7 protein-coding genes are annotated in these 12,689 nt (G+C 60.5%); 5 read left to right on the top strand and 2 right to left on the bottom strand.

The genetic code is table 11. From position 1 onward, the window contains the following. Positions 1-69 precede the first annotated feature (69 nt). The 3 genes from B7O88_RS08990 (at position 70) to B7O88_RS08980 (ending at position 5,903) form a co-directional block, all read left to right on the top strand. Positions 70-864 carry an alpha/beta fold hydrolase gene (locus tag B7O88_RS08990; protein WP_088275357.1) on the top strand — a complete coding sequence of 265 codons (795 nt, stop codon included), beginning with the start codon at positions 70-72 and terminating at the stop codon, positions 862-864. Positions 865-917: 53 nt separating this feature from the next. After that, positions 918-2,990 (top strand): PQQ-dependent dehydrogenase, methanol/ethanol family, encoded by a 2,073-nt coding sequence (locus tag B7O88_RS08985; RefSeq protein ID WP_235005754.1) that lies wholly within the window; start codon positions 918-920, stop codon positions 2,988-2,990. Positions 2,991-3,197: 207 nt separating this feature from the next. Further along, positions 3,198-5,903 (top strand): LuxR C-terminal-related transcriptional regulator, encoded by a 2,706-nt coding sequence (locus tag B7O88_RS08980; protein WP_088275353.1) that lies wholly within the window; start codon positions 3,198-3,200, stop codon positions 5,901-5,903. A gap of 231 nt (positions 5,904-6,134) precedes the next feature. Here B7O88_RS08980 and B7O88_RS08975 read toward each other — a convergent pair whose 3' ends face one another. Beyond that, positions 6,135-7,508 carry a DUF1329 domain-containing protein gene (locus B7O88_RS08975; protein WP_235005753.1) on the bottom strand — a complete coding sequence of 458 codons (1,374 nt, stop codon included), beginning with the start codon at positions 7,506-7,508 and terminating at the stop codon, positions 6,135-6,137. Positions 7,509-7,526: 18 nt separating this feature from the next. Further along, on the bottom strand, positions 7,527-9,326 hold the full coding sequence (locus tag B7O88_RS08970; RefSeq protein WP_172409657.1) for a DUF1302 domain-containing protein: 1,800 nt from the start codon (positions 9,324-9,326) through the stop codon (positions 7,527-7,529). Positions 9,327-9,572: 246 nt separating this feature from the next. Between B7O88_RS08970 and B7O88_RS08965 the strand changes: the two genes are divergently transcribed. Together B7O88_RS08965 and B7O88_RS08960 are read left to right on the top strand one after the other, a co-directional pair. Then, the gene (locus tag B7O88_RS08965) at positions 9,573-11,045 is read left to right on the top strand and encodes a helicase HerA-like domain-containing protein (RefSeq protein WP_088275349.1); all 1,473 of its coding nucleotides are present in this window, start codon (positions 9,573-9,575) and stop codon (positions 11,043-11,045) included. A 57-nt stretch (positions 11,046-11,102) separates the two neighbouring features. Next, the gene (locus B7O88_RS08960) at positions 11,103-12,677 is read left to right on the top strand and encodes a DNA recombination protein RmuC (RefSeq protein WP_088275347.1); all 1,575 of its coding nucleotides are present in this window, start codon (positions 11,103-11,105) and stop codon (positions 12,675-12,677) included. The last annotated feature ends 12 nt before the right edge of the window (positions 12,678-12,689 follow it).

Raw genomic sequence — 12,689 nt, 5'->3', positions numbered from 1 at the left:
CAGGGGGGCTGAACCTGCAGGGTTCCTGACCCTAGCATCAGGCTCCGACATTCAACGCGGGGTCTGTTCATGGCTTACCTGACGGTAAATAACGTTCGTCTGCACTTCGAGCGCTTCCCCCAGCCGGGCAAGCCGGTTCTGGTTCTGAGCCATTCGCTGTTTTTTGACTGGCGGATGTTTGAGCCGCTGATCGAGTTGCTGCACCCGTATTTCGAGATCATTGCTTACGATCACCGTGGTCAGGGTTTGAGTAGTCGCGGCGGGTCGCTCGACATGGATTCGCTCACCGAGGATGTGGCAGCTCTCATCGATCTTCTTGACCTTGCGCCCTGTTACGTTGCAGGCAACTCCATGGGGGGCTTCGTTGTGCTGCGCCTTGCTGCCCGTTATCCGGAACGTCTGGCGGGGTGCATAGTGATGGGCAGCAGCGCCGATCGGGAGCATCAACTGGCCGAGTTCGAACCGCTGGTCAATCAGCTGGCTGCCGAAGGTGCAGCCGATCAGGTCGATACCCTGATGTACATCATGTTCGGGGATCAGACCCTGCGCAGCCCCGAGCACGCGGCGCTGTGCGCCCGGTGGCGTACGCATATGCGCAAGTTGGGGCCGGATATCGGCGTGGCTGCCAGGGAGGTCATCCATCGCGCCTCCGTACTCGATGAACTTGCCGGCCTGCGTGTGCCGCTACTGGTCCTGGCTGGCGCTGAAGACCATGCCTACAGCACGGCGCTATCCGAGCAGATAGTCGAACGCAGTGGGCGCGGGCAGTGCAGGGTGATTTCGGCGGCCGGTCACTCGCTGGCGCTGGAGCAGCCGGCACAGGTTGCCGATGCGATTCGCCAGTTCGCTGCCGATGCCGTCTGAACGTCAATAAACAGATCTACGACAACAATAACGACAACAGAAGAGTCATGCCCATGAAGAAGTTGATTGCCTTTCCCCTGGTGGCGTCATTATGTGTGCTGGCGACTGCCGCACCGGCGGTTACAGTGGATAACGCCGCGATGCTGACGGTAGAAACCGATGGCAGCGAGTGGTTGAGCTATGATCGGACCTGGTCGCAGCAGCGCTTCAGCCCGCTGCAGCAGATCAACACCGGCAATGTTGATCAGCTTGGGCTGGCGTGGTCCATTGATCTGGACAATACCCGCGGGCTGGAAGCGACACCGCTGTATCACGATGGCGTGCTGTACACGTCGCTCTCCTGGAGTCGAGTAATGGCGGTGGATGCCGAGACCGGCAGCATTCTGTGGAGCTATGATCCGGGCGTAGACCGTGCACGGGGGCGGCAGGCATGCTGTGACGCGGTCAATCGCGGCGTCGCACTGTGGAAGGGCAAGGTATACGTCGGTACGCTCGACGGCAGGCTGATTGCGTTGGACGCCAAAACCGGTAAGCCGGTCTGGACCCGGGAAACAGTCGACAGGGAGAAGCCCTACACCATTACCGGCGCGCCCCGTGTACTCAAGGATATGGTCCTGATCGGCAACGGTGGCGCCGAGTTTGGTGTGCGCGGCTATTTCTCGGCCTATGATGCGGCGACCGGTGAAATGCGCTGGCGTTTCTACACCGTACCGGCAGACCCGGCCCAGGGGCCGCAAGCCTCGCCTGCGCTGGAAAAGGCGCTGCCGACCTGGAGCGAGAGAACCCGCTGGGATCTCGGTGGCGGCGGCACCGCCTGGGACAGCATGGCCTATGATCCGGCATTGAATCTGTTGTATGTGGGTACCGGCAATGGCTCTCCGTGGAATCGCGAGGTTCGCAGCCCTGGCGGCGGCGACAATCTGTATCTGTCATCCATCCTGGCCCTGCGCCCCGAGACAGGCGAGCTGGTATGGCACTATCAGACTACCCCGGGGGATAGCTGGGACTATACCGCAACCCAGCAATTGACCCTTGCCGAGTTGGAGATCGACGGCAAGCCGCGTCAGGTCATCATGCAGGCCCCGAAGAACGGCTTTTTCTATGTGCTTGACCGGGCGACCGGAGAGCTGCTGTCTGCCGAGAAGTTCGGCAAGGTGACCTGGGCAGAGCGTATTGACATGGCAACCGGGCGTCCTGTCGAGGCGCCAAATGCGCGTTACGAAACCGAGCCGGCACTGATCTGGCCAAGCCCTTTCGGCGCACACAACTGGCATTCGATGTCCTATAGCCCGCTCACCGGACTGGTGTATCTGCCCTATCAGGAGATACCTGCGACCTATGCCAACGAGGGCGGAAACTTCGTTGTACGTAATGCCTTCAACACCGGAGCCGGCCTGGAAAACCGGGGGCTTCCGCGCGAGTATGCAACCGGTGCCCTGATTGCCTGGGACCCGGTCAAGCAGGCACCAGCCTGGCGGGTGGAGCGGCCCAACCATTGGAACGGTGGCACTCTGGTGACCGCAGGTAATCTGGTTTTTCAGGGTACCTCGGCAGGTCAACTTGAGGCCTACAGTGCGGACGCGGGGCAGCCGCTTTGGCAATTTTCTACACAGACCGGCGTCATTGCCGCGCCCATGACCTATCGTCACAACGGCGAACAGTACATTGCCCTGATGGCAGGATGGGGCGGCGCTGCGGCGCTGTTTGGTGGCGATGCAGCCGTTGCTGTCGGCACGCAGAACGTCAGTCGCATGCTGGTGTTCAAGCTGGGTGGCAAGGCCGCGTTGTCGCCGGCACCGCTGCAGCAGCAGGTCGATCGGGTCCCGCAGCCGGTGGTCGCTGCCGCCACTGACATCAGCGCAGGGGCAGACCTGTATGCCACTTACTGCATGGTCTGTCACGGCGCTGGAGCAGTTGGCGGCGGCGTCATCCCGGATCTGCGTCATTCTTCCGACGCCGTTCGCGAGGCCTGGGAAGCCATCGTTTTGCAGGGTGCGTTCAGCGGCAAGGGTATGGCCTCGTTTGCGGACAGCCTGTCAGCAGAGCAGGCCCGCCAGATCAAGCTGTACGTCATGCAGCGTGAATACGAGAGTGCCTTGTCCACCACTCAGGTCGAAACCGAGTGAGCTGTTGGCGTTCAGTCTGTGACTGGTGATGCTGATTGAGTATTTACTCTAAACAGTGCCGTTCGTATGATGGGGTGGCCGGCAATGGCGGTCACCCCTTCTCTTGGCGCTGTTGCCGTGCGCTGTGCTGCCGCTCTGCTAGGGTAGGTAGTGGAATAACAAAAAGAGGCTGTCGCAGGCAGCCCGTGCTCGGCATGGATCGAATTCATGAACAGGAATCGCGTGGAATGGATTGCTCCGCAATCCTCCCCCGGGCAGGACGGGGGCAACGATCTACCGGTGTTGCTGACGACCAAAATCACCCCACCGCGTCGTGGCCGAGGCGTTCTTCCTCGTCCACGTCTTGAGCAGCTTGCCGAGCGACTGACCGAGCGTCGCGTCGCCATTGTCGAAGCGCCACCGGGGTACGGGAAAACCACGCTCGCCGGCATTTGGGCCGAGCGTCTCTCCAGTTTGGGTCAGGGTGTTGCCTGGTTGTCGCTGGATGCCGATGACAACAACGCCCACCGTCTGTTGTATTACCTTTGTGCTGCCATCAATCATGTGCTTCCTTCGGTTGCCTGCAGCTGCCTTGCGCGGGCCGTGAGCCCGTCGGCAGGCAGTGCGCAGTCACTGGCAAGCCTGTTGCTCGCCGACCTGGAGCAGAGTGCGCAGCCGCTTACGATCTTTTTCGATGATTACCACTGCATTGGCGATGACGTGCTGATTGAGGCGCTGCGTTTTCTGGTTCAGCGGGCTCCCGAGCATGTTCATCTGGTATTCATCGGCCGCAAGGATTTGCCGGAGGCGATTGTCGAGCATTGTTACGCCGATGATCGACTGGATATCGACGTGGCGCTGCTGCGGTTCGACGCTGATGAAACCCGCGACCTGCTGCGCAAGGGCGGGCTGCAGCCGGAACAGGGCGGCGACCTGTGCAGCATCCAGCAGGCCTCTGATGGCTGGATCGCGGCTTTGCGCGCTTACCTGCTTGCACCGCCACCGGTTGCCGGGCGACACATGCCACGCAGTATCAGCAATCTGTTTGACGAGTTGCTGGGCCAGCTGGATGTCGATACCTGTCGAGCGCTCTGCTCGGTTGGGCTGCTGGAGAAGTTCAGCCTGCCGTTGCTGCGCAGCCTGCTGGGCGACTCTGCGGCAGAGGCGCTCCTGCAGCTTTTGCGGCGACGTCAATTATTCCTCAATGTGCTGGACGAGCAGGACAGCTGGTTCAGCCTGCACCCGTTATTTCGCGAGCATCTGCGCAGCGCCTGTCTGGCCCGGGATGACGTTGCGGCGCGGCAGTTCCTGCTTGGCGCAGCCCGATGGTTCGCCGAGCGCCAGCTCTGGTTTGATGCGATCCAGCTTGGGATGTTGAGCGGTGATGTGGAGCAACTGCGAGAATGGATTCAGGAATGTGCTACCACCCTGATGGAACAGGGTGACTTCAGCACCCTGGTACTGATGGAAAAACGCTGGAAGATGCAGTCGGGTAACAGCTCGCTGGCACTCAAGGTAACCCGTGCGTGGGCCATGGGGCTGGCGCTGGAATACGCGTCGGCCATGCGTATTGCCGAGGAGCTGGAGGCAGAGATTCAGCAGCTTGAGCCGGGAGAGGACGCGGCGGCGCTGCATTGGGAAGTACAAGCGATCAAGGCCATGCTCTGGGCGCTCGACGATCGCTATGGACTGGCGGCGCCGGTTGCCGATGCCTGCATCAGGTCAGGCCTTGGCAGCCCGTGGGCTCGCAACGTGTTGCTCAATATCCTCTGTGGCGCGCACATGCGCGCCTGCCGCTGGGACCAGTTATACGCATTGCCACCGACCCAACTGCTGCAGCAGGGAAATGGTGGCTACTTCCTGCATGAGTGCTACCGCAAATCGCTGTATGCCCTGAGTGAGTTCTATCAAGGACGCATCGTTCAGGGCATGGCGACGCTGGACGGACTGCTGGAACAGGCCGACGAGTTGTTCGCCCCGGATTTGCGTCGGCCCAATCCGGTATTGACGGCATTGCCCAAGGGGTTGGGAGCCTTCGGTCATTACCTGCGCGCAGAGTATGCAGAAGCAGACATAAAGCTGCAGGAGGCGTTGCCTTACATCAAGACCGGCAGCTTTATCGAATGCACCGCATTTGCCTGCATGACGCAGGTTCGGCTGCTGGCTCATCAGTCGCGTTTTGCCCAGGCTCGGCGGGTGCTGGATGAGCTTGAGTCGCTGGCATTGGAGCGTCGCTGGCCCAGGCTGCAGGCGCGTGCGCTGCTGGAGCGGGTCAGACTGCACCTGATTGAGCGCAAGCCGCGTGAGGCCAATGTCTGCAGTGCCATGCTGCAGCAACTTGCGCGGCTCGATTGGCCCGATCAATGGGTTGATCGAGCCTACTTTGCATTATTGTCCCGCCTTTGGCTGGCACTGGATCTGGAACGTTGTGATTCCGCAGTGCTTGATGAGGCGCTGGCGATGCTGCAGCAAATGCGCACCAGCGAGATCTGGATGTATTACGTTGAACTGGGCATCGTTACTGGCGTGCTGTTGAGCCGCGAGCGCGGTGTCGCCAGTGCCGCTGCGCTGCTGGAGTCGGTCGTTGGTATTGTCAGGGACACAGGAATGGTAAGTCTGCTTGGCGACCTGCCCGGGCATGATATTGGCGCTTTGTTCGCGCGTTACTGCCCGCCTGATCTGCAGCTTCAGCTTGCCGACATGCTTGGGCTGGATACGCCGGAGGAGGAAGGCGGTGGAAGCGGTGCGTTGCTGACGCTGACCGTCAAGGAGCGGCAGGTTATTCAGTTGGTGGCCGAAGGCAAGTCGAACAAGCAGATAGCGCGTGATCTCAACGTCACACCCGAGACGATCAAGTCACACATGAAGAACATCTTCGCCAAACTCAAGGTCGACAATCGCGCCCAGGCTGCGGTGATGGTGCAGCAGGCGTAGCGGCCACAAGCTATAAACCCAAGCGGCAAGCTGCAAGCTGCAAGCTGCAAGCTGCAAGCTGCAAGTAAAAGCAAAAGCAAAAGCAAAAGCAAAAAGCCGGCAGCGGTGGCTGGCAGCAGGAGCGGTGTGGTGGAGATGGTCAGCTTGCCGCTTGAAACTGGCGGCTTGCAGCTCCGAGAGGAGGCCCCTGTCGCCCGGAGCAGCGGAAACGACAGGGGGAGAGGGTGGGTATCAGCGGATACCCGAGGCGCGCAGTGCGTTGGGAGTGAAGTCGGCAGACGACGCCTTGAAGCTGAAGTCGTAGTTCTTGCGTTCTTCGTTGGTCATGCCCAGCGCCATGTAGCGTCCGTTCTGCAGATCGTACAGCGTTTCCAGAGCGTATCCGGGGATTTTCAGATCGAAGCGTTGCAGGGCCATCGCTTCTGCTACGCGCCACAATCCCCCGCGGCCATCGTAGTGGTCGATAGCGCCAGCTTGCCAGTTATCCTCGTCGATAAAGAAGTGGCGCTTGGCGTAGACGTGACGCTGGCCTTCCTTGAGGGTGGCTTCCACTTCCCAGACGCGGTGCACTTCGTAGCGCACCAGATCCTGGTTGATATGGCCCGCCTGGATGATGTCATCGTACTTCAACTCGCGTGAGGCAAGAGCGAAGTTGTTGTACGGGATCAGCAGTTCACGCTTGCCAACCAGTTTCCAGTCGTAACGGTCTGGTGAGCCGTTATACAGGTCGTAGTTATCGGAGACCCGGGTGCCATCTGCACTGAAGGCCGGGCCGTCGTAAGCCACCTGAGGCGCGCGACGAACGCGACGTTGGCCGGCGTTGTAGATCCATGCGGCGCGCGGCTCCTTGAACTGGTTGATGTTCTCGTGCACCAGCAGCACGTCACCGGCCAGGCGTGAGGGCGACAGGATGCGCTGGGTGAAGTAGAACATCAGGTTATCGGAGATCTTCGGGCCGTAATCGGTCAGCGCAGTCGCAAAGCTGAATGCGTCCTGCAGAATCACCATGGTGTTCGAGCCATTGGCCTGCGGGGTTGCCTGCGCGATAACGCGGGTAAAGCTGCCACCGCGATAGCGGGTGATGTGGTTCCAGATAACCTCAACACCGTTTTGCGGAATCGGGAAAGGATAGGCCGTGTCGAAGTTTTCCAGGCCGTTTCCGCCCTCGGCCAGTTGTGTATTGACGGCGTTGCGGGCGACCGCGTCAAACACCTCTTGCGGCACGGTAGCGCTGCGGTTGGTCTGGAAGACCCGCATGCGATAGGTATCGGGGTAGCGTCTGAGCATGGCCTTCTGGCCTTCGGTCAGCATGTCCGCATACTGATCCATGTTCGCCGCAGTGATGGTGTATTGCGGCTGCTCGCCAGCGAAGGGGTCACCAAAAAAGCCGTCGGCGTCGACCGGCGCCGCATCGGTTGCCATGCCGCCGGTCCAGGCGGGAATGGTGCCACTAGCGTTGCCGGCACGTTCGGCGCCCATCGGGGTCAGGGTGGTTTGCAGCTTGGCAGCCTCTTCCGGAGAGACGGCTGCGCTGACAGACAGCGCCAAGGCGCTGAGCATGGCGCCGCCGAGTATCTGCAGGGATCGTTTGTGAATCTGTTTCATCGCTTGCTCCGTTTCTTATTAGAAGTTAACGCCGACGCTTAGAGCCACGAAGTCGCGGTCAGTGTTCGGGTTATAGTCGCCACCGAAGAAGTTGGTGTAGTTGATGCTGGCGTTGTACTTGTTGTTGTACACCCCGGTCAGGCCGACGCTGGCGGCCATGGAGCCCTCAACAAAGTTCGGACCGGTGCCGTCAACATCGTGTGAAAACGCGAAGCTGGGCTTGAGTGCCACCCCCGCGAAGCCTTCGTATTCCATGTTGACCAGTGCGCGATAGCCCCAGGAGCTGCTGGTGTAGAAGCCGTCGTAGGTACAGTCGGACGGGTTGGCTGTGTTAAGTGCGCCCTCGCACGCTCCAAATGGCAACGGCCCGGAGCCATATAGTGAGTCACGGCCGTAGCGCAGTTCATCCAGGCCTTTCTTGATGCCGCTGACATGGTTGTAACCAACCTCGCCAATGACGGTCATGCTGCGTGCGCCGAGGATGTTGTCAAAGATACGGACCGCCGTAACCTGCGCCTGGGTGACCGGCAAGCGCTTGTAGCCCTGAATGATGGTGCCGGGGGGAATGGCTACGCCGAGAACAGCTCCGGGCACTTGGCCACTGGTGTTCAGCGGCGTAACGGCATTACCGAGGGCTGCACCGGTCAGATCGTTGGAGCTGATCTGGACTGGCTGGTTTGGTCGGTAGCTGAGCTCGCCGGACAGCGCAGTACCGCCAACGTTGGTCTGGAAGCTGACACCGTAGATCCGGATGTCCTCCGGGTAGGCGAGGAAATAATTACCCAACAGGGCCACGTCAACTTGCCCGGTCTGGGAATTGGGCTCTGCACCAATGACCGTCTGGCCGCCAGCTGCGATAGTGTTATAGGTTGGCAGGCGGCTGTGAATGTTCATGAAGTACAGGCCGAACTCGGTCTGATTCAGCTGCTCGGCGTAGTAGCGGAACGATACGCCAAATTGTCCGTCGTCCCTGGCGTCTACGTCGCCGGCGCGCGGTACATAGACAAAGGTTGGATCGCCGTTGGCACCGTTTTGGCTTCCCCCAACGCCGACCTGGTAGCAACCGTCAGCCAGGGTATCGCTCGGCGCGAAGAAGGTACCGCAGTTGTCGATGACCGTCTGATCCCACTCCAACTGGTAGAAGGCTTCCATCCCGAGATTTTCAGTCAGGCTCTGGGACAGGTAGAGCATGTTGACCGGAATAAGGCCTTCCTTGATCTCCGCGCCGGGTCGACGGAAGGCGGCCGCGTCGATCGGGTTGATGCTGTTGATGCCATTCTGAATGAAGGTACTTTCACCCCAGCTCACCACCTGCCTGCCGATGCGGACCGAGCCAGGCATGTCGCCAATGGCGTAGTTGTGGTAGAGGAACGCATCGAGCAGCTGTACGCCGGAGGCCTGGGCTGCGGTCTTGCGATTGTCATCGTCGATGTCGTACAGATCCTGGTGCCCGTCCTTAAGCTCGAAGTCGTACCAGTATTTGCCGCGCAGGAAGACGCCGGTGCTGCCGTATTGCAATGACAGGTCGTGGATGCCTTTGAAAATGGTCGAGAAGGCATCGCCCTTGTCGAAGTTCAGGCGATTGTCGTCGGTGTTGGCGGCGTTGGCGTTGCCACCGTTGTTGGCCCAGATCAGGTCCTTGTCCGGGCTGGCGGTTGCCCAGCTGGAGCCTATGGAAATGCTGGAGTCGAATTGGCCTTCGATTTCACCGATGTCGAATCGCACCGCATGCGCAGGCAGTGCGGAAGCCATTGCGATGGCGACAACCATGGGTTTGAGGCTGCAGGTCAGAAACGTTCTTGTTGTTATGTTCTTCATGTTGTCCTCGCGCCGGGCGCTTGTTGTTATTGAGGATCCCAGGCTCGCAGCAGTGACGGGACGCCGTTCTGCCGCAGGATCTCAATGTAGTCCGATAGGTTTCGTGTTTATACCCCCCCTAATGGGGGGTGATGGGGCGTGGAGCGAGGTGCGTTCGGCCAGCAACGGGTAGGTCAGCTTGCGTCGCTGGCGACCTGGTTCATAATGCCTGCGGGGCGTCCGTCCCGGTTACCAGGAGAGAGGCTGATGACTATTTCCCCGCTGCTGATAGGTGGCAATCAGGCTGGCGGCGTGGCGATTGAGCCGCGCATGGCCAATCGTCACGGGTTGATTGCGGGCGCGACCGGCACCGGAAAGACCATTACGCTGCAGGTGTTGGCGCAGGCCTTTTCGCAACTGGGTGTCCCGGTGCTGGTGCCCGATATCAAGGGCGACTTCTCGGGCATCGCGAAACCGGGTGTGGTATCGGAAAAGCTGCAGCAGCGCGCCCTGCGTGTAGGTATTGAGGCGCTGGAGCCAAAGGCTGCGCCGGTGGTGTTTTGGGATGTGTATGGCGAGAAGGGGCATCCGCTGCGCCTTACGATTTCCGAGCTTGGCCCGCAACTGCTGTCGCGGTTGTTGGGGCTGAATGAAACCCAGAGCGGCATCATCGATATTCTGTTTCGGGTCGCTGATGATCAGGGCTGGCTGTTGCTCGACATGAAAGACTTGCGAGCGATGCTTAATCATGTCCACGAGCACCGTGCCGAACTGGGGCCGCGTTACGGCAATATTTCACCGGCCAGCGTCGGCGCTATCCAGCGCTCGTTGCTGCGTCTGGAACAGCAGGGCGGGGAGCCTTTGTTTGGCGAGCCGGCCGTCTCGCTGGATGACTTTCTCCAGGTCGACGAGCACGGTCAGGGCGTGGTCAATATCCTGCATGCCGAGCGCCTGTATCGAGAGAGCCCGCTCGGCTATGCCTGTGTCCTTCTGTGGCTGCTGTCCGAGCTGTTTGAGCAACTGCCGGAGGTTGGTGATGCCGACAAGCCCCGGTTTGTGCTGTTCTTCGATGAGGCGCACCTGCTGTTTAATGACACCCCCAAGGCGCTGCTGGATCGGATTGAACAGGTCGTGCGGCTGATCCGCTCCAAGGGGGTGGGTGTGTATTTTGTAACCCAGAGCCCGCTGGATCTGGCGGATACCGTGCTGGCGCAGCTAGGCAACCGGGTGCAGCACGCGCTGCGCGCGTTTACTCCGCGAGACCAGAAAGCAGTCCGTGCTGCGGCCCAGACTTTCCGCACTAACCCGGATCTGGATACCGAAGCCGTGATCACCGCTCTGGGCGTGGGTGAGGCGCTGGTCTCCGTGCTGGATGAAAAAGGCTCGCCGGCCATCGTGCAGCAGATCTGGGTGCGACCGCCGGACAGCCAGATGGGGCCGATTACGGACGCCGAGCGCGCGGCCATGCTCGTCGCCTCACCGCTCAAGGGAGTGTACGACGAGCCGGTTGATCGCGAGTCTGCCTATGAATTGCTGCAACAGCAGGCCGCGCGTTCGCTGTCAGAAGAAAAGCCGGAAACGCGCAAGCAGGGCACCACGCGCAGCCGGCGTGAAAAAAGCATGGCCGATGAAGTGACGGACATGATCACGTCGTTTGGCCGCAGCGCCATGCGTTCCATCGGCACTCAGCTTGGTCGACAGATTGTGCGCGGGCTGCTGGGGTCGCTGCGTAGCCGCTAAGGCGGTTACATTCCAGTGCGCGCGCAGGGATAATGGCGGCAGTTAAAGGAGAATTGCATGCCCGCGCTTGATCTGACTCTGTTGTTACCTGTGCTTTCCCTCGCATTGCTGGCTGGCTGGGGGCTCACTGCCTGGCTGTTGATGCGCCGCAGCAGCGCGCTGCAGGAGCAGCTTGCCGAGGTGCAGGCGCAGCTTGGGGAGGCGCAGATTACCGCGCAGCAGGCCCAGTTGGAGCTGCATCAGCAGGGCAGTGAGCGCGCTGCCCAGCTGACCCGCATCGATCACCTTCAGGAGTCGCTGGCCGAGTTGCGTGCGCAACAGCAGATCCTGCAATCAAGGCTCAGCGAACAGCAGGCCCAGCAGCAGCAATGGCAACTTCAGGCTGAGCGTGCACAAACGCTGGGCACAGAGCAGGGACGCCAGCTGGAGGAGCTGCGTGCCGAGCGTCAGCGCCTGCAGAGCCGTTTGGATGCGGTGCAGGGTGAGTATGAAGATCTGAAGGTTCGTCACTCGACCCTGGAAAGCTCGTTGGAACAACGGCAGCAGCACTTTGCCGAGCAACAGCAACTGCTCAAGGACAGCCGTGAGCAGCTGAAGATGGAATTCGAGCAGCTGGCGGGCAAGATCTTCGAAGCCAAGGGGCAGGCCTTTTCCCAGACCAGTCAGCAGTCACTGGATGCGCTGCTGAAACCCTTCCGTGAGCAGATCGACCAGTTCCGCGCCAAGGTCGAGGATATCCACCACAAGGACACCCAGCAGCAGGCCACCCTGGCGGCAGAGCTCAATCATCTCAAGGAGCTGAACCGTCAGATTACCCAGGAAGCGCATGATCTCAGCACCGCGCTGCGCGGCCAGAAAAAGACTCAGGGCAACTGGGGTGAGCTGATTCTCGAGAACGTGCTGGAACGCTCCGGGCTGCGCGCCGGCAAGGACTTTCAGCGCGAGGTCAGTATCAACAACGCCGAGGGCAAGCGCCAGCGCCCGGACGTGCTGGTGTATCTGCCGCAGGACAAGCACCTGATCATCGATGCCAAGGTGTCGCTCAACGCCTACACCCGTTATATCAACAGTGAGGACGAGGCCGAACGGCGCATTGCCCTGAGCGAGCACGTGCAGTCGGTCAGCGACCGTATTCGTGAGCTGTCGGATCGCAACTACTTTGAGCTGCCGGGGCTGAATGCGCCGGAGATGGTGTTTATGTTCATCCCTATCGAGTCAGCCTTTGTTGAGGCACTAAAGGCGGATGAGAGCCTGTTCCAGAAGGCGATTGAGCAGAATGTGCTGGTGGCAACCCCGACCACGTTGCTGACCAGTCTGAATATCGTGCGTCAGTTGTGGCGCTTTGAAGACCAGAACCGGCACACTGCGGAGCTGGCCGACCGCGCCGGCAAGATCCACGACAAGCTGCGCACCTTTCTGTCCAGCATGGACGGCATTGAAAGCAGTCTGGACAAGGCCTCGCAGGCCTATCGCAAGGCCCGGGACCAGCTGGTCGACGGACGCGGCAACCTGGTCAAGCAGGTCAATGAGTTCAAGGAACTGGGCGTCTCGGTCAAGGCGGAACTCAGTGAAGAGTGGACCGATCGCGCTGCGCTCGAGTTGTCCCATGAACGCAGCGAAGAAACGCCCTGATACGGTGCATTG

The organism is Halopseudomonas aestusnigri, from assembly GCF_002197985.1.
Lineage (GTDB): Bacteria > Pseudomonadota > Gammaproteobacteria > Pseudomonadales > Pseudomonadaceae > Halopseudomonas > Halopseudomonas aestusnigri.
Note: the sequence above shows the minus strand (reverse complement) of the source record. Positions and strands in the feature narration are given on the sequence as shown.